The sequence below is a fragment of the Atlanticothrix silvestris CENA357 genome (assembly GCF_016056295.1).
Lineage (GTDB): Bacteria > Cyanobacteriota > Cyanobacteriia > Cyanobacteriales > Nostocaceae > Atlanticothrix > Atlanticothrix silvestris.
The window spans coordinates 196,812-223,480 of record NZ_JAECZB010000105.1 but is presented as its reverse complement, the minus strand read 5'-3'; the positions used below and the strand labels follow the sequence as shown (position 1 = coordinate 223,480).

The window sequence follows — 26,669 nt, the reverse complement described above, 5'->3', positions numbered from 1 at the left end:
AGATAGTCTTGCCGATGCCATTAAAGCATTTAAGTTGCGCAGTGGCATTGAGGCCATGTTCCGTGATTGCAAGACTGGTGGCTATAATCTTGAATCTACTTCTGCTGATGGTCAACGATTGATGGCACTGATTTTATTAATTGCTATCGCCTATACTTGTGCTGTTTTAGCAGGTCGTAACTCTCGTCAAATGGGATTACAAAAATATATTGGTCGTCTGAAGGAATTAAACCGACTACATCGCCGACATAGCGCATTTTGGGTTGGTTTGTATGGCCAATTATGGGTGGGTGCAATGGAGTTTTGGGCTGATTTAGCTCATGATTTAATGCGTTTAAAGCCCAGTAAACTACCCTATTTTCGCAAGGGTCTACGTGCTATGTCTCTTATCCAGTCTGCTTTGTAGCTTCTTTGTCACCCCTTCAGGTACGAGAGGTTCAATATCCTGGCGTTCTCCCCCTGGTCGCAGACCAATCCCAGGCAGGTATCGTGTGGGAGTCATTTGCATAAACCTATCGACACCCAAGTTCATCCATAGACCATCAAACGTCTCCTGGATGACTGCGACAATGCTCGACTTCCCTGATCGCGGGGTACCATTCAGGATGATAATCTGTCCTAGCTTTTGCGTTTGTCTGATGATCACTCCTCGCATCATTTTTGAACAAACTGCGATCGCTTCACTCGACCATTTATCAGACTGTAGCGCGATTACACAATAACAAAATCATCTGTTTTGTCGCTATTTACCCTGAAATCTATAAGCGATCGCGTCAGCTAAATACTGCTCAAGTTCTTTATCTGGAAAATACTAGCCAGCAGATAATAGTTTATCTACTGACTTTTCGATCTACTAAGTAGATTCAGTTGATTACCGTTTGATATACCTACTAGCCATCTGGATAGCATCCGAAATATCGACATCTCCATCCCCATCTGCATCAAGGAAAGAATTCAGTACAGAATTTCCGCCACCTTGAGGATTTTGAGCATTCGCGCCAGATTGCAAGAAATTCAATACCAAAGGTACTGCTAGAGGCAGCAATTGTTGGATTGTACCAGCATCTAATCCGGTGCGTTGGGCAGCAACCTCAGCTACCTGTTGTTGCATTGCCGGAGAAAATAAAGAGTTAACAGCTTGAGGATTGGCAGAAGTGCCGCTGTATTGATTTACTAAAGCTTGAGCTTGTTCGTTACCACCTGTAGCTTGTTTCTGTTGTAAAGAAGAGCGCACATAATTACCCACAACACCCAACATAGATTGTATTGTTGAAGAATCTGCCCCAGTCCGATTACTTAACTGATCGACAGCGTTGATAATACCACCGATTTGACCTAAGCTGCCTTGTTGATTAGGATTGGCGACAGCACCAAGAATTTGATCGAAAAGTCCCATAAGTTTCTTGTGTTTTTGTATTTTTTCTTTCCTAAGACCAACCTGAAAGCTGCTCAGACTGTAAGTATCAGGCAACATCAACCAAGCCCGTCTTAGGGTGTACTTTCTTTATTGCAGCAAATTTCATTCGCCACAACTTCCAAAAGATCTACAACTTGATTCTTACTACTCTGTTAAAAAAGACTGAAACTATTAATATTAGAAGCATCTGCGTCCTTAATAACCACTAAATTTTGCCACCCATGCCTCTGTCGCGCATAGTCACGCTGATTGTTGGTCTAATCGTCATTTTGGGGCTAGCCCTGTGGCTGATTGATTCTCTTTCACGCCTCTATTGGCAATTGTCTTATTCGCCGCTGCTGGGTAATTTGCTGTTGCTGCTGTTGATTGTACTCATAGGGGCTTTGGTTGCAGCTTTTGTTTATTATGTACTGGTAATTCAATCTGGGGAAAAGCGATCGCGCCGCCAACGTAATCGTGTGACTCCAGCACAAATCCCTGCTGCCAAATCTGATGCGGCTTCTACGACGCTACAAGCTGTGCGCCAACAGGTATCACAAATTCAAGATGAAGTAGCACGCCAAGCTTTATTAAGTAAATCGCGGGAGATTGAAGTTAATTTAGCACGGGGCGAAATTCAAGTAGTGGTATTTGGCACAGGAAGTGCTGGCAAAACTTCCCTGGTGAATGCAGTTATGGGACGCATGGTGGGTCAAGTTAATGCCCCAATGGGAACAACTCAAGTAGGAGAAACCTATTGTTTGCGGTTGAAGGGCTTAGAACGCAAGATTTTGATTACAGATACGCCAGGAATTTTAGAAGCAGGGGTAGCAGGAACAGAACGGGAACAAATGGCCAGAGAACTGGCGACGGCGGCAGATTTGCTGTTGTTTGTGGTAGATAATGACTTGAGGCGTTCAGAATATGAACCACTGCGAGGATTAGCAGAAATTGGCAAGCGATCGCTTTTAATTCTCAACAAAACTGACTTATACACCGATGAAGATAAAGAAGTCATTCTCGCACGCTTGCGCCAACGAGTGCGGGGATTTATTGCTGCAAGTGATGTAGTGGCGATCGCGGCTAATCCCCAATCTGCACAACTAGAAACTGGCGAAACCTTCCAGCCAGAACCAGATATTGTCCCTCTGCTGCGGCGAATGGCAGCTATTTTAAGGGCTGAAGGTGAAGATTTAGTAGCAGATAACATTCTCCTGCAATCTCTGCGACTGGGAGAAGAAGCACGCAAACTCATTGATAGCCAGCGCCGCCGTCAAGCTGACAAAATTGTAGAAAGGTTTCAGTGGATTGGTGCTGGTGTAGTTTCAGTCACGCCTCTACCATTTGTCGATTTGTTAGCAACTGCTGCTGTCAATGCTCAAATGGTTGTGGAAATTGGTAGAGTCTACGGCTGCGAACTGAATATGGAAAGGGGACGAGAGTTAGCCCTTTCTTTAGCGAAAACGCTCGCCAGTTTAGGAATTGTCAAGGGAGCAATTGGATTACTATCTACTGCTTTACAAACGAATCCGGCAACTTTTATCGTTGGTAGGGCAATTCAAGGCGTAACCGCAGCTTATTTGACCCGGATTGCTGGTAAAAGTTTTATTGAGTATTTTCGTCACGACCAAGATTGGGGCGATGGTGGGATGACAGAGGTAGTACAGCGACAGTTCCAAATGAATCGCCGAGATGAATTTATTAAGGCTTTTGTGCAAGAAGCGATCGCCAAAGTAGTTAAGCCTTTAACAGATCGATCCGAGGCGATCGAGGAAGTAGAAGAACAAGGAGAATCCGATAGATAATCATGAAAAGTAGGTTGATTTGAGCGCCAGTGAAACCCAACCAAAATACAACTATGGCATAGTGATTACTAAATCAAATTTTTCTGTAATTTAAGTCTTATAAGGACTTTAGTCCTAAGAAAAGGGCTAAAGCCCTTACTACGAAATAAATTTAGCTAACTTTATATTAGTTAACATAGTTTGATTTAACGTGAGTTCGATGAACCTCTCACTCGCTCCCTCCCTCTCCGCAACTGAAAGGGAGGAGCAACGAAAAATTGAGCTTTTTGCTCCCCTCTCTGTGTCGGAGAGGGGTTGGGGGAGAGGTCAAATAAGACTTGTCGAACTCACGTTGATTTATTCTCACCGACTTACTTAGTCGTTGAATACAGTCGATTAAATCTTCCCTACTTTATACCCAATCAAGCAATAGTAAAACCTCCTGAAGGTGAGTCTGGCTATTTCTTGGATGTTTTAATATTGAACCGTCCCAGTTTAGTTTTAGAACCACTGTGGACGAAATTCTCAACTATAACTTAGGGTACTTCCATTCCTTTAGTAATTGAAATTGTTAGCCAAAATTGGCGCGATGATTACTATAAAAAGCTGGCTGACTATGAGGAAATGGGCATTGCAGAATATTGGATTGTCGATTATGCAGCATTAGGTGCTAGAAAGTTTATCGGTAATCCCAAACGGGAGCATCCACTTTTGGAAGAAACACCGGGCTGGAAATCGCGCGCCAGTTGCTTCAAGTCGGCATAGCCGCCCAACGCACTGGCTTGGCTATACAAACAAAACCCCTTCGGGTTCGCCAGTTGCCTGCGGAGGGAAACCCTCCCGCAGCACTGGACTCACCGCCTGCGCGGGTTTCAGATGAGTCCGCGAAGGCAGACTTCGTTTGTGTAGCCCCAGACTTCTAGTCTGAGGGCAATCTGCCAAAACAGGATGCTCTCTCCCAGACTTCCTACCTTCTCAATCTATCAATTAGTAGATGGAGAGTATCAGGTTAGTCAATTTTGAGATAACGATTACATTATATCCCCAACTTTTCCTGAGTTGAAAATCACAGCTAACCAAGTTTTTCAAGCTGTGGAAATTTTTGAAGAGTGAAACTGATTAATGATTAGCGATCGCTCACAGAATTTAAGCTGAATCTGTTCGCGTTAACGGCGCTAAAGGCAATAAAGTCAGATTACCAAGAAATAGCGTTGAATCTTGCTCCCATATTCGCATAACTCGATAACGGTGGGTTATGACTTCGCTTACATATTCTTCATTAAAAGCAATTTCGTCGCTTGTCTCTTGCAAGAAAACTACTACTTGTGTGATGGGAACTTGATATTTACGTGTCAATCTGACGAACTATTCTTTGACTAAGTATAAATCCTTATACTGCTATAATTTTCCCCTTATAAAGGGAACCCCGTTCTTATGTTGTCGTCAGTATGAGATAAGTACTGTGTACATGGATAAATGTTAGTTTAAGTTTAATTACTGAATTTTCAGTTAGCTGCATAAAAAGGCAAACGATATTTTAAGTAAAAATACTTATTGTGCTATCTCAAATAAGCTCACACATTATGTAGAGGAAAAACACCGCTACAATTCGATTTTAATAGTGATGTTTCATACTTAAAAATAAATATACTTCTGTACAAATAGAGTATTAAAAATGTTTATTTTTTTAAGTAAAAATACTAAGAAAACAAATTATATTTTAGCAATCAACGCGCTAATCATTTATTTTTCAGGACTTCCGGAATTAATCAGCCATGTTAGAAAACTTATATATGGATTTACCAAGTAACCAGCTCATGAACTACCACATGATCGGTAAAGTACTAAAGTCACGCTACCAAATAGTCCAAAGCCTGGGTGCAGGGGTATTTGGACAGACATACATTGCTGTAGATATAGATTACCCAGATAACCCCAAATGTGTCGTTAAACAGCTTAAGGTGAGCAATTCCCAACCTAGCTACTTAGACACCTTAAGATTACGCTTTCTTACCGAAACCGAAACTCTCAAGCGTCTGGGACTCCATAACCAAATTCCCGAATTTATCACTTGCTTTGAAGAACATGAACGATTTTATTTAGTTCAAGAGTTTATAGAAGGACACTCGTTAACAGCAGAATTGCCCATTAATCAACAATGGGGATGTCTTTGGACTGAAAACGAAGTTGTGGAATTTCTACAAGACGTTTTAAGTATTTTAGAATTTGTTCACTCTCAAGGTGTGATCCATTGTGATATCAAACCAGAAAACTTGATCAGACGTGCTGTTGATGGCAAGTTAGTTTTAATTGATTTTGGTTCAATCCAGTCAGTTGATTTAGGTATAGATGAGGAATTGCCGATCTATCGGATTCCTGTGACATCACTGGGTTACATTCCGCCAGAGCAGTTTATTGGTCAAACACAGCCTAATAGTGATATTTATGCTTTGGGCATGATTGCCATCCAGGCTTTAACAGGATTAGAAGCGCTGCAATTAAAAGGTGATCCTCATACTAATGAGATTTTATGGCGTTCTCAAGACACACCAGTTAATGATTATTTAGCAGCTGTTCTTAGCCAAATGGTTCGTTATGACTACCAAGAGCGTTTTCAGTCTGTGAGTGAGGTACTGCGGGTACTCCAGCAAATGGTACAGGAAACTCAGCATAATGAATCTTTAGAGGTAGCAGTTGAAAATCGTAATTCTGCTCAGCGTGCTGCGTCTGAGCAATCATCGCCGCTATTGACAGGAATGAAAGTAGGACTAGCAGCCAATTCTTTATTAATGGGATTGGGAGTATATTCTTTAGTGAATAATTCTCCCGCTTATTCCGAAACCGAAACTTTATATAAAGCAACAGAAGAATATCAAGCAGGGGATTTGCAAGAAGCGATCGCTTTAGCTAAATCAATTCCTTCTCATAGTAATGTTTATCCAGAAGTTCAAGCCACAATTGAAGAATGGCAACAGCAATGGCAACAGGCTGCGGAACAATATTTCATAGCTGAACAAGCCTTAAATGATGGTAGATGGTCAGATGTACTAAGTGTTGCCCCTAAAGTTCCTGATATTTTGTATTGGCAATCTAAAATAGATAAATTAGTTCAACAGGCACAATTTAATATCGAAGCACAGACGCAAGATTTATTAGCAAAAGCTTACGAAAAAGCTAGTGTAAGAGATTTTTCTACAGCTTTAAAGTATCTGCGGCAAATTCCCAAAGAAAGTTCTGCTGGTGCTTTAGTTCAAAAAAAATTGGCTGAATATAATCAAAAGCGGCAAATTAGAGCAGCCTATTTTTTACATAATGCCCATAAAAAAGCATTGATGGGTGATTTCAATGGTGCTGTGGCATTTCTCCACAAAATTCCTAAAGATACCCCCATTTATACTCAAGTTCAGGCCAAATTGAACGAATATACTCAAAAACAGCGCCGACAAACTCAAGGACAAAATGTAGCTTTTAGTATGGTTTCTTCCACATATCAAATTGAAAACTCTCACCCTGGAAATCATCTGCCAGAAGTGAATGTTCGTTAATTAAAAATTAAGAATTAATGTGAATTCAGTAATTTCAAGTTTAGAAAAAGTTGTGAAATTACTGCTCTTCTACAGTCAAGTCAGTTTTAATTAACCTTTTTTGTAAAGCCACAACAACAGCTTGAGTGCGATCGCCTACTCCCAATTTATGCAAAATCGTATGAACATGCACCCTGACAGTTCCAGGTGTAATGTATAGTGCGGCAATTTCTTGATTAGTTTTTCCGGCTGCTAATAGCGACAAAATTTCTTGTTCGCGTTGGGTTAGGGGGTTGGAAGGTTTTGAGATATTTTCTGAGTTGGGTTCGTCAAGATCAGATGCAAAAGTAGAACGAATTTCTTTAACAAGATAGAAGCCTTCTATTAAAAAACCCCAAGATTATATTTGTCTTAAGGGCTTTTTGCAGATTTAGCAAAAAGCCCTATCTATTTATGCAATGACGAGTATTAAAGCAAAACTACTCATCTTCACCTGCGTGCGATCGCTCTGTTAAAGGATCATCAAACTTTACCCCTAAGTCAACACCCAAATAGTCGCTCAATTTTCCTATGAGACGCTATCAAAAATCTGTGCTTCAGAGATTGGTAACAGATGGGTACGACATTGACGTTATAAAAGTGGATGATTCTGACTCGGACGACAAGAAGGAAATTCAGTTCTTGAAGAGGTGAAGGTTGTATTCTTGCGTAAAGTTGTGGTCAAACACAATTTTTACCAGCGATTACTTCAAATGTGTGATCAATTTATATTAATTGTATAATAGCTAACTTGCTGTCTATCTGAGAAAGCAGTAAGATATCGATGAACTTTTCAGTTATTAATTTGACACTATCAAGCGCTCACCTGCTTAAGGAACACTAGATGTGCGTCTTTTGCTTTACCTAGCGTTAAACAAAAGTCTTCAATTGTTTATTTTTTTAAATAAACACCAGTAAAGTAAACCTGAGCTTATGCAATGACTGACACAAGTATTTCAGATAAAAATGTTAGTTATTATTTGAAATTACTTCAATTAATTTAAATTAGTTCTAAAAAATCTTATGCCTATCTTTAATCGTATAACTTTGGCAGTTGCCTGTTTGTCTTTGAGCGTGAATTTGTTTACTAATGAAGTTGCTCAAGCGCAGAATCAAAACTTAGTTTTAGAAGATAATTTTGACGCAGCTTTTCTGATTACTTCACCAGCCGGCACAGTAGCTAGTCACGAAGCTTCAAGTTTAATCTTTGGTCAAACAACCACCTCTGTTAATTCTAATTTTTCTTTATTTCCCAACCTCATATTAAGTACCCAACTTCAACAAGTTGTTTCAAGTAGCTATGACTTAAACTTTTTTCTGACTACAGGGTCTAATTCCGGGTTCATTCTTCCAGGAACTACATTAAGAGGACAAGCAGTCAATCAATGGATATTCGATTTAAGTAACTTTTTTGCTGGCATCAATAATGGAATAGATTTCCCTACTCCTGTTACTTATAACTCAGCCCAAGGAAGCTGGTTTGATGATGGCAGTTTAGTATTTCAAACCAGCTATCTACCTCAACTAAATGTTGGTAGTACGTCAACTCAGTTGGCCGGACAATTTGATGTCGGACTGACAAGAGGTGATTTAGGAGCTTTTGGCAATGGCATTGATGCTTTTACCTTAAAAGTCAACATCACCTCAGCGGCACAAATAAATAAAGTAATTCCCGAATCTTCAACTATTACTGCGTTATTGATTTATGTAAGCTTAGGGCTAACTTTAGCTCGACGGTATAAGCCCATTCAGTAGTAATCCTCAGTTAATAGGTCGGATCAATGCTGCGAATATTCAGAACAACGACTTAGAAGGATTAGGAACTAACCCCAGTACTGGAAGGGTAAGTGCCGTTAATGAAGCACGGGCATCCGGTTCAACAACAACAATTGATCCAACTATTGTTCGGGTTAACAATGTTGATGTAACTTTTGCTCCATCTACTGTATCACCAACGCGATCGCCATCTGACTTACGTCGTTTTGGGTTTGACTCTGGTGCTGACTTTGGGCGTGACATCTCATCAACTCGATAGGTACTGTCGACTAATGTTCTTTACAACATTTCGGGCAATAATACCACCAGTACAAGAGTTAGAGTAAAATTCTATCCTTTTTCCCTAGGCGATGTCTTGCGACAAGCCGCTTCACGTCTACGCATTATATTGAATTTTTCTAGAGAAAACAAATAGGGGCTTTTTGCCCCTTTATTTTTGAGTCCAATCAGGATTTTATTAACATTGGTTCTGGCTCAGGTAACATAGGAACTTGCATTGGGTCGTAGCCTAGTTGTTCAGTAATCCGTTCCCTAGCCAAAGCGCGGTATTCCCAAAAATGTTCTCCAGCGGCGCATAAACCTAAATACATATTGAGAACTTGAGGTTTTTTCCGCACAATAGTCCATAGTTGTTGCCAAAACTGCAAACGAATTTCCGGCCGCCGTAAGCCCTGATGCCAAATTACCTGAGCAACAAGCTGTAACCCCTTACCCAAGGGAAATTGCATAGTCTGTTTTCGCTTTTCCAGGGAGCCAATACTGAGGCATTGCTGAAAGCAGCGTCTAAGATAGTTTGTGGGTTCATACAATCTCCAAAAGCCTTCTACATACTCTCTAGCAATTTCAGCTACCGGACGGGTGGGGATGAAATTCATTAAGGTATTCTGGTCTCCCGTAGGATGACTAATGTCATCAAATAAACGCTTTTCTTTCTGAAGCCGAGTCCAGAGGGCAGTGTTAGGAGGAGCCTGGAGGATGCCCAGCATGGGTTGAGGAATACTGGTTTGTTCAACAAAAGCTTGAATCCGTTCTCCTGCTCCTGCACGTTCTCCATCAAAACCGAGGATAAAGCCTGCATAGATGAGCATCCCTGCGTCATTAATTTTGCGACAGGCTTCAACTAACGGATTGCGAGTATTTTGCAGTTTTTGTGTTACTTGCAGGCTATCTTGGTCAGGGGTTTCAATGCCGAGAAAGACAGCATAAAAACCTGCTTCATTCATTAATTGCAACATTTCATCATCTTCTGCCAAATTTACAGAAGCTTCAGTGATGAAGGTAAATGGGTAGTCGTGCTGCTTCATCCAAGGAATCAATTCTCGCAGGAAGCGCTTGACGTTACGCTGATTGCCAATAAAGTTGTCATCAACAATGAAGAGTGATCCTCGCCAGCCTAAATCATAAAGGTTTTGCAACTCTGCTAAGGCTTGACTTGGTTCTTTAGTGCGTGGTTTGCGACCGTAGAGAGAGATGATGTCACAAAATTCGCAATTGAAAGGGCAACCGCGAGAAAACTGGATAGCCATCATCAAGTAGGCATCCCGTTGCAGCAGATCAAAACGCGGCATTGAGCTTTGGGTAACATCAGGTTTTTCCAGAGACCGAAAGATTCCTTGCTCTTGGCCTTGATTGAGCGCTTCTAGAAACTGGGGAACAGTTAACTCTCCCTCATCTAATATCAAATAATGCGCTCCAGAGTCAAGGGCTTCTTGGGGTACAGAGGTGGGATAGGGGCCACCGACTGCGACTTTTTTGCCTAACCGTACTGCTTTTTTAATTAGGGCGTGAAAGTCTGGCTTCTGCACTAGCATTGCAGAGAGAATTACTAGGTCACACCACTCCCAATCAGCATCTGTTTCCAGATTAACATTGCGATCGCAAAATCTAATTTCCCAGTCTTGAGGGAGAAGGGCTGCTACTGTAATAATGCCCAGTGGAGGTAAAACAGCTTTTAGCCCAGCGATTTCCATAAAGCGATCGTAAGACCAAAAAGACTGAGGGAACCGAGGGTAAATCAATAATGCTTTCATGAAATCCTTTATGCAATGTTGGTTTACTTTGGTGTGAGCAAATGCATCAAAAAGGTAAACTTGAATTTGCTTACTAGCCCGTGTGTCTCAATCTCTGCAATAGGTTTCTTATATTGGTATTTTGCTACACTTGCCCTATATCAAAAAGTTAGCCTGATCAGAACAAAGGCCAACTTCTTAGATAGGTTTATTGTTAGCTGAAGTAGAAAGATGTGTAAATATACCTTAGTAAATACATTTAGACATTTATAGGGCCGCGACTACAAATAATCGCTGCCCCACAATATAGTATTCTCTCTCAAGCTTTATTTAGGCAGGAATCAAAACTGTATCAATAATGTGGATGACACCGTTATCAGCAGCAACATCTGGTGTTGTAACAGTGGCATCATTGATTTTGACACCATTAGAAGCATCAATTTTTACTTCCGTTCCTTCAACAGTGTTAGCTGACCTCAGCTTAACTACGTCTGCTGACGGGACTTTGCCTGAAACGACATGATACGTCAAGATTTTCTTGAGCTTGGGAATATCTTTCAGTAATGCGTCTACTGTACTTGCTGGAAGTTTAGTATCTAACGATACAGATAAATTTAGTAGATTTGAGTAGGTAAATTTAAAATTTAAGTAGTTATTTTATACAAAATATTTAATTTGAAATAAATTCAGTGTAAGATTCACTGAGGTGTAACGATTGCCTTCCAGGCTTATTAGGTAACAAAGGATCGCTCTTTGTTGAGGGCTATTTAACCTGGACTAGAACAATAACAGGAATTGGCAATTTAGTAAATCTATAATCTTCAATTCATTTTCAAGTCTCCTAATTAATGGCAAACACAAAGAGTAGATTGGTATCAGATTGCAATCAACTTAGTTAAAATGGGCTGTTTTCTGTTACGCTGATATTTAAGAGAGTTAAACTCAAATTCTAAAAAATATTCTGATTGATACAATGTGTTGTGATAGATATTTGAAGTATCACACTGAGAAATATCACCAGAGTAATATAGGAACCACGCTTGAAACTTTAACTATCTTAGTTGAGGGCTTTGTCTAACCCAGCTTTTCAAAAATCAAATGGGATTCCTGTATTTGTTGAATTAACACAGTTAAAAGTGTAGAAACCATGAAAACAACTTCAACTTTGATTCCAGAATTTGAAAAACTGTTGAGAGAAAAATTACAACTAAATAATTGTCGGCTAAAAAAGAAGAAACAAGAGAATAGTTATGAAATTATTACACCGGCTAAAGACATTTTTTTGATGTCTTGGTGCGAATTTCCAGATATTAACTTGATATATCAACCTGTAGGAATACGCAGAGAACAAACTGTAGTTTATGAGCGAGCCATTCGCTCTCATATTAAATCTTGTTTGAGTAGTATCCAGGATGATTCTTAACTATTGGATACTATTAATTTAAGCAAGTAAACTCATACTCAAATAATCACAAACTGTTTACTAAATTTTCACGCATTTTTGTAATATGGAATCTGAAAAAATTCAAAATGAACAGGAACCAGATTACAAAACTCTGTTAGCTAATGCCAAGCTGGCTTTAAAAGTTGAATACAAAAGATCAGCCGATGCCATATCACAATTGCAAGCGATAAAAATTCAATTAGAGCAAGTTCAGGCTGAAAACAAAACTCTCAGAGAGTGTAGCTATGAAGATGTAATTAAACACTTTGAAGTGCGTACCCAAGCGGCAGAAGCACGAGCGCTAAAAACAGAAGTACGCCAGAAATTCCTCGAAGCTAACGGTTGTAAAGATGACGAAAGCTTCGATACTCTCTGGGATAGCATTAAGAATCAAATTCAAATCCAAGATGGCGAGGTGAGAATAGTTGCTTCAAATGGCACTCCTAAATTTACTTTAAGGGGTGACATGATGACTCTGAAGGACTTTGTTCAATCCCTCAAAGAACATCCAATTTCGGGAAAATTTTTCATTAATTAATTAGTCTAAAACGCAATTACGATTACCAAGGGGGGATCAAAGAATCAAATTCTATAAATATTATGCTTTAGTGAAAAAAGCAAAACTCCGTCGTAGCTGTTGTGAACTTGCTACGGCGGAGAGTTTAAAAAATTGAAATACCGAGGTAGAGGAGGTAAAATCCTTGGGCTTCAAAGACACCAAAGAAGCCAACATAAAGAACAAAATTCTTTTTAACTTTTACCTTGTCTCCCCCTCGGTGTTTCCTACTGTGCTAGATATGCTTAATATATAAGTTTTTATTTCTGAGAACAGTATTATAAAGATCAGTTTTCAAGTATCATAGTAAACGGCCAAAAAAACACTCCACTAATCTGAGATTGCTGGGTAATTGGGAGTTCGCAATGCAACTGCAAATAACCTCAGTGAATGAAAAAAATCCCCAAGAGCAACGGCAATTAAAGAGTTTATGGGTGGGGATTGGTTGTCAAAGGGGTAGTTCGCGGGAGTTGATAGCAGCAGCAATTCAACAGGTGTTTGAAGAAAATCAACTTGACCAAAGTGCGATCGCGGGCTTTGCTACTATTGAAACTAAAGCTTCAGAATTGGGATTAGTCGAACTTTGTCGCCTACGCAATTTGCCTTTAAAAACCTTTGCAGCGCCAATTCTCTCTACTGTTTGTGTACCCAGCCCTAATAAAATCACTAACGAAAAAGTAGGTACACCAAGCGTAGCAGAGGCTGCTGCTATTCTTGCAGCCTCTAGCTTCACTCCTGATGTTGTAGTAAAGCAGAAGTTAAAAATAAGATTATTGGTTCCCAAACAAATTTTTCGCTTGCAGGAGCAACCAGGAGCAGTAACGATAGCTGTTGCTCAAAAATCAATCCCTTTGGGGAATTAAAAATTAAAAATTAAAAATTAAAAATTCCACCCACAAGCATCTGAGGTTTTTGAGCATAGTGAAGAAGCACAGGGATTAGGAGTAGGAGTATAAGGAATAAATATTTTTTTCCTATGCCCTATGCCCTATGCCCTATGCCCCATGCCCCATATCCCAAGTTGGCGAGAGAGCAACCTCGACCACGCATAAGAGAATGAAGTTTCCCGCCGACTTTCTAATCAATCACTCTGGCAAAATAGTTAATCACACTAGAAACAATTGCTAGTACGATTGATCCCAACAAAGCAGGCAGAAATCCTCGAATCTCAAAACCATAACCGGGAGTGAGAGCGCTTGCCAACCAAAGGGTTAAGGCATTAATAACTAATGTAAATAAACCCAAGGTGAGTAAGGTAATGGGAAAGGTCAAAATAGCTAAGATTGGGCGAATAAATGCATTTACTAGCCCAATTACAATAGCAGCAACTAAAGCAGCGACAAAATTCTTGACATAAAATCCCGGAACGATACTAGCGGTGATGAGCAAAGCTACCGCCGTTGCAAGCCAAGTTAGTAGAAAGTTTTTCATGAGCTATTTTAGAGACATTCTCGCAACTTTTAACTTACTAGTTAACTAACGCCCTTGGGGCGATCGCCGCAATAAAACTTCCCAAGTCGCACCTCCAACTACGCCATCAGGTTCCAGTCCATAGCGTTTTTGTGCAGCTTTCACTGCTGCTTCGGTTGTGGGGCCAAAATCTCCATCTACATTACCACCTAAAAAACCCAGTTTTTGTAATTGCCGTTGCAACTTGGTCACTTCTGCATTACGCATCCCTAAACGTAAAATCGGCCATCCTTCTGAAGTGTATTGAACGCCGGCGATTTGGCTAGTGCGTCTAGTTGTTGATGGTCGTTGGGGCGCTTTTTTTGTGCTTTGAGTTGTAGGAGGTTTTCGGGTAGCAGGTTTGGTTGGTACTTGAGTTGTAGGAGGTTTTCGGGTAGCAGGTTTGGTTGGGGCTTGAGCTGTAGAGGGTTTTCGGGTAGCAGGTCTCGGCTCAGGTTTAGTTGGTACTTGAGTTGTAGCCGATTGAGTTGGAACAGGAAACTTTGGTATCAAGTTAGATGCAGAGTTAGTTGTCGGGTTTGCTGAAGAGACAGTTGCAGTTGTTGGCTGATTAGGAAACAGTCGTTGCCAAGTAGCAGCATCAACAACACCATCTGGACTTAAGCCAACCGCTTGTTTAAATCGAGAAACAGCTTTGGCCGTATCTTCGCTATAAGTGCCATCTACTGTACCTGAATAAAAGCCCAAAAGCTTGAGAGCTGCTTGCAGTTCTGAGACACGTTCTCCTTGGCTACCAACTTTGAGGGTAGGACGATTGATGCTATCTACGACATTGACTTGGGCAACTTTTTGTGGTGCAGCAATTGATACTACAGCCCAGGAGCCAATTAGCACAGATGTAGAGACAAACAAAAGTAACCAAGAAAACTTACTTGCCCTTAAGAGGCGAGTTGGTTTTGGTGACTCTAAGTAATTCAATATACTTGCTGTCAGGCTGCCTTTCATGGAATTTGTTCCCAGAATCTTCTGATGCTAATAGTACACCTCGGATGATGGCGATCGCACGTCAACTACTTACGCCAGGGCACTATTAATTGCTTCTTCTTGACCAACTAAAGACAAATAAGGTTCCTGTAAATATCGAGCAGCAGCAGCCATTGCATCTTGGGCACTTACCGATGTAATTAACTTTTGAAACTCACTATCAAAATTAATTCCTAAACCCAAAGTTTCATACCAGCCGTAAATTTGAGCAATTTGACCGTTCGTTTGTTTACCCAAGGCGTACTGCCCCAAAATCTTGTTCTTAGAAGCTTGCAATGCGTCTTCTGATACTTGCGTAGTACAGATTAAATCTACTTCTTTGCGTAGTCCATTCAACCCTATACTGGTATTTTCTGGTGCTGTACCCATGTAGACTACAAATGACCCTGGATACAACCGTGTCGGGTAAAATGCGGAGACTTCGTAAGCTAAGCCCCGCTTTTCTCGTAACTCTACAAACAAGCGACTAGAAAGCCCATTTCCTAGGTAAGTAGACAGCAACTTAAGTGGGGCATAGTCAGGAGACATGACTGATGCTCCCAAATAACCTAGCATTACGATTGATTGCTGCGTCTGTATAGGTTTCAGTTGATGCTGCGGTTCTACTCGAATCTCAGGTAAAGTAATTGTTGGCGGTGCTTGGGTGGGAACTTGCCAATCACCAAATACTTGTTCTGTCAGTGCTACTGCGTCAGCTCGCGTCACACGCCCAGCAATACTAACTACTACATTATCTGGACGAAAATAAGTTTGGTGATACTCCACTAAATCGCTACGAGTTAAGCGGTTCATTGTGGCTTCGTTACCTAACACTGACATAGCGTAGGGATGGTTTTGGTACATCGCCTGCCGCATTTGTTCAAAGGCAATAGTAAACGGCTGCTCTTGTTGAGAGCGAATATTTTGTAGTGTCAACCGCCGTTCGAGTTCCACTTGGGCTTCGGGAAATGTCGGCGATCGCAAAATCCGCCCTGCTAATGCTAAAATTTCCGCAAAGTCAGATGTTACAGTCTTCAACGACAGCAAAAAATAATCAGTCGAGGTATCTGCACTCAAACTTGCCCCGGTAGATTCGACTTGTTCAGCAATTTCTAAGCTCGAAAGTCCATCACATCCCTTTGTCATAACTGCTGACAGCAAATGGGACAAACCCGCCTGTCCTGGTTGTTCATTACAACTACCAGCGCGGACAAAAACCCGTGCTGCAATAATATCCGCAGCCGGATTTTCTGCCACCAACACTACGATGCCATTATTCAATACAGTGCGATGGATAGGGAAGTGAGATAGGGAAGGTTTCACGATTTAAATTATGAGTTGTCAATTGTGTCAGTTGTTAGTTGTCAGTTGTCAGTTGTCAGTTGTCAGTTGTTAGTTGTTAGTTGTTAGTTGTCAGAAGGCACGTCCACTTGACTTGAAAAAATTTTGGTTTGTGCCTTAGTGATGAAAATCTTGAACCACAGAGACACTAAGACACAAAGAGAAAAATAATTTTCATTCGTTCTAGTGTATGCAGTTCATGATGGCTGCTTGTAGCCACTGACCACTGACAACTAACCACTGACTAACAGGGTTTAAGTATAGTCACCGCGTAATTCTGCGGTGAAAGATACTGTTTAGCTAATTGTTGCAGTTCTTGAGCATTCAGTGATTGAATCTGATGAGGATATGCCACAGCTAATTCAGCTTGGGCAATAGTATTGTAGTAACCATAAAGACCAGTCAACTGATTTGGTGTTTCTGTAGAAAAAGCATATTCATTACAAAGCAATCTGCGTGTACGAACAAGCTCCTGTTCGCTAATTCCTTGACTTTGCAAATTATCTAAATGAGTAAGAATTGAGTACTCAACTTGCTCTAGGTTTTCTGGCTCTAACCAGGCAGTAATGGTAAATAGACTCGATTCTCGTTGTAAAGAAAAACTACTATAAATCCCGTGTACCAATTGCAATTCTTCCCGCAACTCGCGCACTAAACGCGAAGTCCGTCCTTCTGCTAATAATACTGATAATATATCTAAACCATAACCAGTCCGTAGTTGCTCTACTCCTGGTACGACCCACGCCATCATTAATCGCGCTTGCTCTAAGCGAGGTAAGCACAGTTCTTGACGACAGATTGCAGTGATAACTGGCTCTACCACTTTTGGAGATGGTGGACAATCAGAGCGTTCGGCAAAATCAATGAATGAGCGATTTACCAACTCCCAAGCTTGTTGTTGGGCAATTCCCCCGGCAATCACTATCGTCATATTTTCCGGTTGGTAGTGAGCGCGATGAAAACAGCGCATGGCTTCTGGTGACTGCTGCATGAGTTCTTGTTCAGTACCCAGCACAGAACGCCCGTAAGGATGGTGTTGGTAAATGCTTTTATTGAGGGCTTGAAATCCTATCCAATCGGGATCATCATTACAAGAACGGATTTCTTCAAGTACCACGTCCCGTTCGCGGATAAATTCATTATCTGGAATTGCTGCATTTAGCAGTAGTTCTCCCAAGTGGGGTAGCGTATCTGCTAAATAAGGAGCCGCTGTAGTTAAGGAGTAATGAGCATAATCGTAGCTCGTGGCTGCATTACTCACACCACCCCCATTTTCAATTTTGTAATCGAACACGCCAGGGGCTAGTTTCGCTGTACCTTTAAAAATCATGTGTTCTAAAAAGTGAGCCATACCAAACCAAGGTTCAGGCTCAAGGGTTGCTCCAGCACGCACCCAAACATCGGCCACAACTACAGGGGTAGTGGGAATTTCTTGATGAATAAATGTTAAACCACTGTCTAGTCGGAGAACTGAGGCTGGAAAAACGGTATGAGTAAGTTGTTGTGACAATTTTTTGTAGCTTTAACCACAATTTAATGTAATTTTTGTTATCTTAACTCTGAATGATCGCTAAATTAGAATCAACTTATACAGATTTTGTTTTTTTCAGCCGCTTTTTAAGCACTAATTTTTTATAAAATTAAAGCTCCCAAGTTCTTGCTGACTTTGGGAGCCGATAATTTTGAGTTCACCGCAACGCCGTTTTACCTAAGTTTATGACCTGGTTAAACCAGGTGGGAACCGATGTTCTACGTTTAAAGTTTCCGGGTACATGCCCGGTCTACTGCCACGAGAAATATTTAGCTCCCTGTTCTTTAAAGACATAGATCAAAAAACTTGATGGCAGTCACCAACGTCGCAGTGCAACTAACTCATTATAGCTTTCAAAAACAGGTTGTGTGTCCAAGATTGAAAATTAAGAGCGAATTTGGCTCGGATACCAGATAAATTCTATATTGTGAGCAATGGTACTTGCGGTATCTTGGTTTTGATCATCTAGCAAAACAGTAACGTGTCCCAACTTACGCCCAGGACGTGATGTTGTTTTTCCGTACCAGTGAACAAAAGCGCGGGGAATCGCTGCTAATTGTTGGCGTTGGCTGTGGTAGTTACTATGAGAATTTTCATACCCCAAGAGGTTAACCATAACAGCACTAGGGCATTGCAAGACGGGATTACCCAAAGGCATACCACAAACGGCTCTTAAGTGCTGCTCAAATTGAGATGTTTCACAAGCATCCAAAGAAAAGTGCCCAGAATTATGGGTACGAGGGGCAATTTCGTTGATTAACACCTGACCGTTATTAGTCAGAAATAGTTCAATGCCAAAAACTCCTACTACTTGCAAGCTATTTAATAGAGTATGTGCGATCGCCTCTATTTCTGTTGCTTGATGGAGTGTAATATCAGCAGGGGCAATCACTCGTCTGCACACTTGTTGTTCTTGCTGGGTTTCTACGACTGGGTAAGTCACAACTTCACCTTCTACAGAACGAGCCGCAATTACTGCTAGTTCTCTGGCAAAGGGTACAAATTGCTCGATTAAAAACAAAGTGATGTTGCTGGAATTTAGCTTTTGCTGCAAAGCAGCTAAATCCTGGATGATAAAAGTACCTTGTCCGTCATAGCCATGACGACGGGATTTGAGAACTAGTGGAAAACCCAAATATTCTATTTTAGATGCAATATCTTCCTGTTCTTCAAGGGCAAAAAATTGAGGAACAGGTAACTTTAAATCACGTAAATAGCAACGTTGATGATATTTATCTAAAAGAGGAGCCAAAGCTGCCAAATTAGGACGAAAGCATACGCCTTGCCCAGCTAGAACAGATAAAGCATCTAAATTCACAAACTCATTTTCAAAGGTGATAACATCACTTTTGGTTGCTAAAACTTCAGTAGCAACGGCATCATCAACTGCGGCAAAAACCTTATCCTGGGCGATAGATACAGCAGGATCATTTCTATTAGGAGTCTGTACTACCAATTCTACCCCTAATTTCTTTGCGGCATCTCCCATCATCCAGGCAAGTTGCCCACCACCAATTACACCAACACGCTTCATCGACATCCTAGAGAATCACGAGTTTCTACGCCAGTTTTAGAATTTATTCCACTGGCTTTGTTGCATAGTTCTTTAATTTGTGCGCCATCCAAAATTGCATCAGTAAAATCTGCACCGTCTATATTCACATCAGGAAAGATGGCACGAAGTAAAAGAGCTTCTTTTAAAACGGCATCACTTAAATCAGCCCCAGTCAAGTTTACCTGATCAACCATCGCATTAGTTAAATCTGCTCCATGCAGATTTGCTTGCGTCATCACCGAGGCGCTTAATACTGCTCCCCGCAAGTCCGCATCTTGAAAGTTAATCATTTCCATATTGGCGTTAGAAAACTCCGCAGCTTGCAAAGTTTGACCAGAAAAATCACGTCTTGCTAACTCTGCATTGCTAAATGACAGGGGATGAGTCCAATCTACCGCTTGTGCTGGGGAAGCCAAGAAAAATACCATTATCCCCAAAATTAATGCCAGTCCTTGCTTCCAAAACATAATCTAGGTAGCCAATTTGGTGTTCAATCACTGCATTTAAGCTTATCGCATCTCAAAATAGGCTGGAGATTCAAAGAATTACTTTATTAGTCTTATCAGCGTACATTGGCACACATCGGCGGTTCATTTCATCTTTAATATTTTGTAATGTCCGGTTGGCGATCGCAGTAAAATATTCAAGAATATATTACTAAAGACAGACGCTACGAAACCTCATTAGCATAATACTTAGTTTTTAGATATTAAATAAATCAAATGAAGTATTGGCTACCTATAAAATTTACAATTTTTGACATTAAAAGTTGACTTTTAAGATATCTAGTTTGTTATGCGATCGCTAAATTGTTTACATTTCTTGATATTAAAGCTTTTCAAGTAAAGTTTATTGTCTTTTGAGGTTAACAGCCACTATTGACTGTTAGTCTTTTATTTAAGGTGAGTGATAAGCATTGCTTCGAGCATGATATGCTCAGCAAGCTTTACCAGAGGAGAATTAACTGTAACTGCATAGTAATTATCTAATTATTCTGAAATCCCCCCATAGATTTATTTTCACCCACTACACAAATTCAACAAGCCGAATTACCCACACCGATATGACACATTACTCTGTTGACTGGATAGAAGCATGGTGCCAAGAAAATGGCTGGACAGAATTATTTGTCGAACGGCGTAATAACTATTGGGCTTTCCCTCCTGGAGGAGTAATGCCTGAACCAATTCCAAGTCATGTTCTGAGAGTTATTAAAGCGGAAAAAGGATTAACTTTAGAAGAAAGATTGTGGTCGATGTCAGCAGTGATTGGTACAGTCGCAGCAGTCGTTTCTACCTTTGTACTCAGATGTCCTATGCCGTTGGTTTTCGCTTTCGCTTTTAACGCTGTGACAGTGGCTCAACTTGAACTTGAGGATGTATAGTTCCTTAGTTTGTTTGGACTTGACTATTAAAAACTGCTCTTGCACTAACTTCCAGCAAGGGCAGTTTTAGTTTTATTTGTCAATCATAAAACTTAAGTTTAATTTTTAAGTAATTGAAAAATCTCCAAATTATTAAAATTGTCAGTTGTCAGTTGTTAGTTGTTTTTGATCTGGTTTAATACCCCCAAAGCGCAAGTGGCGTGGTCTTAAAAAATATAATTAATTGCCACTGACTATTGACCACTGACAAAAACTCTATCTTGCAAATGGCGTGGAGTTTTTTAATTTTACCTAACCACTTATTAAGTTGATATTAACTGTGCCTTGATGAAGAATTAACATCTCCTTGGTAGGCTCGAAGCAGCAAAGTATCATCTGACACACGATTGCAGAAAAATTTGATGGTTAAAGCTTAATTAAGCAAAGGCACCAATTGTAGAGTTGGCCTGTAATTGCTCTGCATTTCTGGTCTCAGATATTGCTCTGCTGTAATTCACCTAAGGAATCCGGGAAGATGGTAAACGAAAATTTCCAGCGGTTGCTGCACAGCCGAATTAAACGACGCAACTTAATCATTGGGGCAGGAGCATTTACTGGTTTAATGATTGCTAACCAGTTTCCCCATCAAAGAGCGATTGCCACGGGTAGATTTTCCAATTATCCTTTTACACTTGGTGTAGCATCAGGTGAACCATATCCAAGCAGCGTAGTTCTCTGGACTCGTTTAGCTCCCGAACCTTTAAATGGAGGGGGAATGCCACCCCTAAACGTGCCAATTCGCTGGGAAGTATCAACCGATGCTAACATGAGGCGCATTGTAGCCAAAGGCACTGAGTTTGCTACCCCAGAAATGGCTCACTCAGTTCGGATTGTCGTTGATGGACTGCAAGCAGATACATGGTACTGGTATCGATTTAATGTAGGCAACTATGCTAGCCCAATTGGTCGGACTCGTACCGCCCCTTTACCAGAGAGCTATTTGAGTAGATTTAACTTTGCACTAGCTTCTTGTCAGAACTATCAGCAGGGCTATTATACTGCTTACAAATACATGGTTCAAGAAGACCTCAATTTAGTTGTGCATGTTGGAGACTACATTTATGAGGGAGGAATTGGAGCAAATACTGTCAGACAGCACAACAGCCCAGAAATTATCACGCTGGAAGATTACCGCAATCGTCATGCCCTCTACAAAACCGATTCTGATCTGCAAGCAGCTCACGCAGCGTTTCCTTGGATTGTTACCTGGGATGATCATGAAGTAGAAAACAACTACGCTAGTGACATCTCACAAATTGATAACGAACCAGATCAAAATCGAGCAATTTTTCTCCAACGGCGAGCAGCTGCCTATCAAGCTTACTACGAACACATGCCACTGCGTCCTTTCTCACGACCCCGTGGTTCCGACATGCAACTTTTCCGTCGCCTTTCTTTTGGTAATTTAGCAACCTTTAACGTTCTAGATACCCGTCAGTATCGTACCGATCAGCCCTGTGGCGATGGAACCAAAGAACGTTGTCCAGAGAATTTTGATCCACAGGCAACAATTACTGGTAAACGCCAAGAGGATTGGTTATTTGAAGGTTTAAATCGTTCTCAAACTAAATGGAATATTTTAGCCCAACAAGTTCCGATCGCTCAGAGAGATATGACACCAGGCGAAGGTGCAACCTTCAGTATGGATAAGTGGGATGGTTATTTAGCTTCCCGCGATCGCCTGATGAATTTCCTAGAAAAGCGCCGTCCCTCCAATCCCGTCTCTTTAGCAGGCGATGTCCATTCTCATTGGGCAATGGATCTGAAGGCTGACTTTGATAACCCACAATCGCCTACAATAGGAAGCGAATTTGTTTGTAGCTCGATTAGTTCTGGTGGAGATGGTTCTGACACTAACCCCACAGTTCAAGCTTATTTACCAGATAATCCACACATTAAGTTTTTCAATGCTCAACGGGGATACGCCCGTTGCGAGTTGACTCCCACAACATGGAAGACAGATTATCTAGTGATGTCAGAAGTGACAACCCAATTTGGCACAATTAGTCAACGTGCTTCATTTGTAGTTGAAAATGGTCGTCCGGGAGTACAGCAAGCTTAATTTTAGAAGAATTTTAGAGAATGGGAGCGTAAGGTTTTGCGCTCCTAATTTTTCAGATTGTGTAATTCGAGGCGAGATACAATAGTAGACATAGCCGTAACCTTGCTTTTTGTGAGGTATTTTGCGTTTCGGCTTTTTTTGTCGCTTTTTAGCCTTTTTTCAAAAAATCTTAGTCATCTATTTTCTAATCTTTTAATACAGACAATGAGCTATTAAATGGTTATGAGTACAAATACATCTTTTGGTGGTAACAGCACTCTGCAAGCTTCTGAGAAACTTCACAACTTGCAGTCAGCTAACAGAGAAGAGTTGCAGACGATTATTCAGGTTTTGGCAAAGATAACTAGTCTTCCCGCTGAAGCCGTTAAGCTTCATCTTGATGCCATGCTTGAGCAGCTAGTGAAAACTAAAGAGCGTCCATTTTATGAAACTGCTACCACTGAAGAATGGATTCAAGCATTGCATGAATGGAGTGCTAGCCATAAAAAAAATACGCCGACACTATCTGACTACGCCGTAAGTCGGGCAGGTATCTATGAAGATGAGGATATTTAGTGGCATATCTCATTGATACAAATATCATACTGAGGATGTCACAGCCAAATAACTCAATGTGTGCAGAAGCTTTGAATGCATTGGAGATAATCCGGCGACGAGGAGAAGATCACTATCTGACGCATCAAAATCTAGTTGAGTTTTGGCGAAGTGCTACCCGTCCTCTTGAAAGAAATGGATTAGGAATGAGTTTAGCCGAAGCAGAGGCATAACTACACCACATAGAAGCCCTTTTCCCAATCCTGCCAGATGTACCTGAGATTTACCCGGAATGGAAACGCATTGTGCTTGAGTACGGAGTAATGGGTGTAAATGTTCACGATGCTAGGCTTGTTGCAGTAATACTTGTTCATGGTCTAACGAATATCCTGACTTTCAACACTAGGGACTTTACCCGCTATGCCAACAAAATTACCCCTGTACATCCAGGAAATTTAGTTTCATCGAACTAAACTTTAATTACTAACAACTTTCATCAAATATTGTGTCAATGTCAACGCATCTACACCTAATTCTGTACGTTCTTGCGCCGCTAAAATCCCCGCTTGCGAATGCCACCAAGCCGCAGTTGCCACAATATCTTCAACAGCAATTTGTTTGGTAGCCGCTTGTGCCAATAATCCACCCAGTAACCCAGTTAACACATCACCACTACCGCCACGGGCTAAAGCTGGGGTACTTTCAGGATTAATCCAAACGAAACCTTGGGGGTTACTAATCGCCGTTCTTGCGCCTTTTAATAACACTACTGCCCCAGTTTGCATTGCTGCTGATTGTACAGCTTTCACTCTATCTTCTTTAGGATCTGCAATATCATGAAATAACCTTTGAAATTCACCAGTGTGAGGTGTCAGCACCGTTGCTGCTTGACGTTTTTTTAAGGTGGGGATCGTTCCCAATTGTGCCAAAATATTCAAACCATCAGCATCAAGGACTAAAGAGCGATCGCTCGTTATTACCTGTTCCACAATAGAAGTAGCATCTTTTGTTAAACCAGGGCCACAAGCGATCGCATTAAATGAACTAAGATCAGTTTTTTCTGGTAATTGTAAATGTGCGATCGCTCCGGTTTCCGTCTCTGGACAACCAATAATCAATGCTTCTGGCAAGTGAGACACCAAAAGTTGTTTTAAAGATTCTGGTACAGCGATTGAGAGCATCCCTACACCACTAGCACGCGCCCCCAAAGCAGTTAAAATTGCCCCACCAGCATAGCGACGTGAACCACAAATTAGAAGTAAATGACCTTCTTTGTATTTATGAGTAACTGGCGGGCGGGGTAAGGGAAGAGTAGAAAGTGCCGTTGCTTTTGTAATCCGTTTAATCTGGGGTGCATCTTGGAGAACAGCTTGCACATCAGCTAAGGGAATATCAAAATCGATTAATTCAGCTTTGCCGATGTAATCTAAAGCCTGATCTTGTAAAAAACCCAGTTTCCACAAACCCAAACAAAACGTGTAAGTAGCACGAATAGCAGTTCCCAAGACTTCGCCTGTATCGGTGTGTAAACCCGAAGGCAAATCGATACTAATAATTGGTTTATGCCAATTATTGATCTGATTAATTGTAGAAGCTATGGGATTAGCGATCGCTTTTTCTAAACCCAATCCAAACAAACCATCAATAAAAAAATCACAATCTGATAGTTGCGTCAATTCTTGATAACATGGAATGCCCAAACTTTGGGCATAATGCAAATGCTGTGATGTTAATTCCTTAAGCTTGGAAAAAGCCGAATAAATCCTAACTTCATAGCCGCGAAAGTGTAACTCACGGGCTACTACTAAAGCATCACCACCATTATGACCAGGGCCAACTAAAATCCCTACACGAGATTTACCCTGATCTGGAATGGGATATGGGGGAATTATTACTTGAATGCGGCGAAAAATTAATCCCGCCACCTTTTCCATCAAAGCCGCTACAGGCATTTTTGCTGCAAAGATCCGCCCTTCAATATCCCGCATTTGTTCAGCGGTGACTACGACTTGTGAAATGTATTCTTGCCTATCCTGCATCAGTTCTAAATCCTGAGTTATTTAGTCGTGAATTATTAACTCTTAACCTTTGTTTTTTCTCTCAGCGTTCTTTGCACGGCAGTCATACCAATTCGCAATTCGCAATGACGCTCCTTCGTCGCTCTAAGCGTTCGCGTTAGCGTCTCGTAGAGAAGCTATGCCGCAGGCTTTACCAAGCCCCTTGTGGGTGGCTTTGTTTTCCCTGTTGCCCATTCCCTGTTCCCTGTTCCCTGTAATTATTTACTTAACCACAGAGACGCAGAGGACACAGAGTAAAGAGTTTAAAGAGGAATATTTTGACTAAAAATTTTACTCACCTTAAAAGTGCTACTCTTTAATTGCCGTAGTAAACTCTTGCATCGCCGAAACCTAAGTTTCGCAGATAGTTGTTCCATTGTGTGGCATCTTTTCGCCCAGCAAAAGGCCCTACAGCTACATGTGGCCCTAATGGCTTTTGTCTTGCAAGCACAGCGCTAGATTGTCCTACACTCCGTATAACCTGCTCTGCAAGTGCATTCAAATTTTCGGAACTGGTAGGAACAACGACATAGTACCGAGAACTGCTGCCCCTAGGATTAACTACATTACCGCCAGCGGGAGAAGCAAGTACTTCCTGACCGTTATTAAAATTGACAATCTGTGCGCCATAGATACCGTATGATTGCAGTTGTCTAACCCGGTCTTGGGCGTTTGATGGTCTGCTAAAAACTCCTGATTGAATAACAGAACGACCTCTGTATTGCCGGATATAAGCACCAGGTTCTATTTGCTTGATTTGTTGTAGCGTCTGGTAATTATTACTCTCAACATATACTAAGTAACGCTCCCAGTTCTGGTTATATTGGGGTTGAGAAGGCTGCGGCGAATATTCATAATATTCCTGTCCTGGTTGAGCAGGCTGTAAGTTCTGCTCGTAAGGATAGTAAGGTTGTACTCCTGGTTGATAGGGTTGCAGCTGCGGTAGCGGCTGCTGACCATAATAAGTTCCTGGGACGTTTGGTGGCGGCGGTAAAGTTCCTTGAGCTTGCAAAATACCCTGATGATTGTTGATTTGTGCTTGTGCTGGATAACTGTGGAAAATCAGCGCCAACCAACTCCCTACAAATAAAGGCAGAATCTGAAATGTGATAAATTTACTCGCTATTTGGCTGGACATAGTATTAATAAGATTTTTCGTTCAGAAACTAATGAATGCACTGTTGTAGCAACTATATAGTGTTAGC

At 41.1% G+C, this 26,669-nt stretch carries 23 protein-coding genes, 1 other RNA gene and 5 pseudogenes; 13 read left to right on the top strand and 16 right to left on the bottom strand.

What is annotated here, in order from left to right:
- Positions 1-406: pseudogene (locus I8751_RS28605) on the top strand (IS4 family transposase); the annotation flags it as partial.
- Here the strand turns inward: I8751_RS28605 and I8751_RS30555 are convergent.
- Positions 371-655, bottom strand: coding sequence for a phosphotransferase-like protein (locus I8751_RS30555; RefSeq protein ID WP_225894491.1), 285 nt, complete (start codon positions 653-655; stop codon positions 371-373). The pseudogene I8751_RS28605 and the gene I8751_RS30555 sit on opposite strands and share 36 nt — an antisense overlap.
- Before the next feature lie 216 nt (positions 656-871).
- On the bottom strand, positions 872-1,396 hold the full coding sequence (locus I8751_RS28595) for a DUF937 domain-containing protein (RefSeq protein WP_214442445.1): 525 nt from the start codon (positions 1,394-1,396) through the stop codon (positions 872-874).
- A 242-nt stretch (positions 1,397-1,638) separates the two neighbouring features.
- On the opposite strand from I8751_RS28595, the gene I8751_RS28590 reads away from it, so the two are divergent.
- Positions 1,639-3,201 carry a YcjF family protein gene (locus tag I8751_RS28590; RefSeq protein WP_214442444.1) on the top strand — a complete coding sequence of 521 codons (1,563 nt, stop codon included), beginning with the start codon at positions 1,639-1,641 and terminating at the stop codon, positions 3,199-3,201.
- Positions 3,202-3,564: 363 nt separating this feature from the next.
- A pseudogene (locus tag I8751_RS28585) lies at positions 3,565-3,879 on the top strand (Uma2 family endonuclease); the annotation flags it as partial.
- A 453-nt stretch (positions 3,880-4,332) separates the two neighbouring features.
- Here the strand turns inward: I8751_RS28585 and I8751_RS28580 are convergent.
- Positions 4,333-4,545 (bottom strand): annotated as a pseudogene (locus tag I8751_RS28580) (hypothetical protein); the annotation flags it as partial.
- 452 nt (positions 4,546-4,997) lie between these two features.
- Between I8751_RS28580 and I8751_RS28575 the strand changes: the two are divergent.
- Positions 4,998-6,725, top strand: a complete 1,728-nt coding sequence (locus I8751_RS28575; RefSeq protein WP_214442443.1) for a serine/threonine-protein kinase — start codon at positions 4,998-5,000, stop codon at positions 6,723-6,725.
- A gap of 58 nt (positions 6,726-6,783) precedes the next feature.
- On the opposite strand, the pseudogene I8751_RS28570 reads toward I8751_RS28575, so the two are convergent.
- Positions 6,784-7,068: pseudogene (locus I8751_RS28570) on the bottom strand (helix-turn-helix domain-containing protein); the annotation flags it as partial.
- Positions 7,069-7,766: 698 nt separating this feature from the next.
- Here I8751_RS28570 and I8751_RS28565 point away from each other — a divergent pair.
- Positions 7,767-8,498: a hypothetical protein gene (locus I8751_RS28565; protein ID WP_214442442.1), complete on the top strand. Its 732-nt coding sequence runs from the start codon at positions 7,767-7,769 to the stop codon at positions 8,496-8,498.
- A 39-nt stretch (positions 8,499-8,537) separates the two neighbouring features.
- Here the strand turns inward: I8751_RS28565 and I8751_RS30550 are convergent, their stop codons facing one another.
- The 3 genes and pseudogenes from I8751_RS30550 to I8751_RS28550 form a co-directional block, all read right to left on the bottom strand.
- Complete coding sequence (locus I8751_RS30550) at positions 8,538-8,762, bottom strand: hypothetical protein (RefSeq protein WP_404800460.1); 225 nt, start codon at positions 8,760-8,762, stop codon at positions 8,538-8,540.
- A 203-nt stretch (positions 8,763-8,965) separates the two neighbouring features.
- Positions 8,966-10,549, bottom strand: coding sequence for a B12-binding domain-containing radical SAM protein (locus I8751_RS28555; protein WP_214442441.1), 1,584 nt, complete (start codon positions 10,547-10,549; stop codon positions 8,966-8,968).
- Between the two features lie 309 nt (positions 10,550-10,858).
- Positions 10,859-11,119 (bottom strand): annotated as a pseudogene (locus I8751_RS28550) (fasciclin domain-containing protein); the annotation flags it as partial.
- Between the two features lie 556 nt (positions 11,120-11,675).
- Here I8751_RS28550 and I8751_RS28545 point away from each other — a divergent pair.
- From I8751_RS28545 to I8751_RS28535, 3 genes are all read left to right on the top strand, one after another.
- A complete protein-coding gene (locus I8751_RS28545) occupies positions 11,676-11,951 on the top strand; it encodes a hypothetical protein (RefSeq protein WP_214442440.1) in 276 nt (91 codons plus the stop codon).
- 85 nt (positions 11,952-12,036) lie between these two features.
- Entirely contained in the window at positions 12,037-12,510 is a 474-nt protein-coding gene (locus I8751_RS28540; RefSeq protein WP_214442439.1) for a hypothetical protein, read from the top strand.
- 383 nt (positions 12,511-12,893) lie between these two features.
- A complete protein-coding gene (locus I8751_RS28535; protein ID WP_214442438.1) occupies positions 12,894-13,391 on the top strand; it encodes a cobalamin biosynthesis protein in 498 nt (165 codons plus the stop codon).
- Positions 13,392-13,605: 214 nt separating this feature from the next.
- Here the strand turns inward: I8751_RS28535 and I8751_RS28530 are convergent, their stop codons facing one another.
- The 7 genes from I8751_RS28530 to I8751_RS28500 all read right to left on the bottom strand — a co-directional run bounded on the left by I8751_RS28530 (position 13,606) and on the right by I8751_RS28500 (position 19,855).
- Complete coding sequence (locus tag I8751_RS28530) at positions 13,606-13,959, bottom strand: phage holin family protein (RefSeq protein WP_214442437.1); 354 nt, start codon at positions 13,957-13,959, stop codon at positions 13,606-13,608.
- 45 nt (positions 13,960-14,004) lie between these two features.
- Entirely contained in the window at positions 14,005-14,943 is a 939-nt protein-coding gene (locus tag I8751_RS28525; RefSeq protein ID WP_214442436.1) for a peptidoglycan-binding domain-containing protein, read from the bottom strand.
- A 69-nt stretch (positions 14,944-15,012) separates the two neighbouring features.
- Positions 15,013-16,284, bottom strand: a complete 1,272-nt coding sequence (locus tag I8751_RS28520; protein ID WP_214442435.1) for a M16 family metallopeptidase — start codon at positions 16,282-16,284, stop codon at positions 15,013-15,015.
- 262 nt (positions 16,285-16,546) lie between these two features.
- Positions 16,547-17,812, bottom strand: coding sequence for a M16 family metallopeptidase (locus I8751_RS28515; RefSeq protein ID WP_214442434.1), 1,266 nt, complete (start codon positions 17,810-17,812; stop codon positions 16,547-16,549).
- A 174-nt stretch (positions 17,813-17,986) separates the two neighbouring features.
- Positions 17,987-18,170: non-coding RNA, 6S RNA (gene ssrS / locus I8751_RS28510), on the bottom strand.
- A gap of 48 nt (positions 18,171-18,218) precedes the next feature.
- On the bottom strand, positions 18,219-19,367 hold the full coding sequence (locus I8751_RS28505) for a 5-(carboxyamino)imidazole ribonucleotide synthase (RefSeq protein ID WP_214442433.1): 1,149 nt from the start codon (positions 19,365-19,367) through the stop codon (positions 18,219-18,221).
- On the bottom strand, positions 19,364-19,855 hold the full coding sequence (locus I8751_RS28500; protein WP_214442432.1) for a pentapeptide repeat-containing protein: 492 nt from the start codon (positions 19,853-19,855) through the stop codon (positions 19,364-19,366). Before I8751_RS28500 ends, I8751_RS28505 begins: the two co-directional genes overlap by 4 nt.
- A 596-nt stretch (positions 19,856-20,451) precedes the next feature.
- Here I8751_RS28500 and I8751_RS28495 point away from each other — a divergent pair.
- The 5 genes from I8751_RS28495 (at position 20,452) to I8751_RS29985 (ending at position 23,880) form a co-directional block, all read left to right on the top strand.
- The gene (locus I8751_RS28495) at positions 20,452-20,772 is read left to right on the top strand and encodes a slr1957 family protein (protein ID WP_214442431.1); all 321 of its coding nucleotides are present in this window, start codon (positions 20,452-20,454) and stop codon (positions 20,770-20,772) included.
- Between the two features lie 514 nt (positions 20,773-21,286).
- A complete protein-coding gene (locus I8751_RS28490; protein WP_214442430.1) occupies positions 21,287-22,873 on the top strand; it encodes an alkaline phosphatase D family protein in 1,587 nt (528 codons plus the stop codon).
- Between the two features lie 222 nt (positions 22,874-23,095).
- Positions 23,096-23,428, top strand: coding sequence for a hypothetical protein (locus I8751_RS28485; RefSeq protein WP_214442429.1), 333 nt, complete (start codon positions 23,096-23,098; stop codon positions 23,426-23,428).
- Between the two features lie 35 nt (positions 23,429-23,463).
- A complete protein-coding gene (locus tag I8751_RS29990; protein WP_225894478.1) occupies positions 23,464-23,640 on the top strand; it encodes a hypothetical protein in 177 nt (58 codons plus the stop codon).
- 72 nt (positions 23,641-23,712) lie between these two features.
- A complete protein-coding gene (locus I8751_RS29985) occupies positions 23,713-23,880 on the top strand; it encodes a PIN domain-containing protein (RefSeq protein ID WP_225894477.1) in 168 nt (55 codons plus the stop codon).
- A gap of 3 nt (positions 23,881-23,883) precedes the next feature.
- On the opposite strand, the gene I8751_RS28475 is transcribed toward I8751_RS29985, so the two are convergent.
- Together I8751_RS28475 and I8751_RS28470 are read right to left on the bottom strand one after the other, a co-directional pair.
- Positions 23,884-25,446, bottom strand: coding sequence for an NAD(P)H-hydrate dehydratase (locus tag I8751_RS28475; RefSeq protein WP_214442428.1), 1,563 nt, complete (start codon positions 25,444-25,446; stop codon positions 23,884-23,886).
- A gap of 334 nt (positions 25,447-25,780) precedes the next feature.
- Positions 25,781-26,602 carry a hypothetical protein gene (locus tag I8751_RS28470; RefSeq protein WP_214442427.1) on the bottom strand — a complete coding sequence of 274 codons (822 nt, stop codon included), beginning with the start codon at positions 26,600-26,602 and terminating at the stop codon, positions 25,781-25,783.
- Between the last annotated feature and the right edge of the window lie 67 nt (positions 26,603-26,669).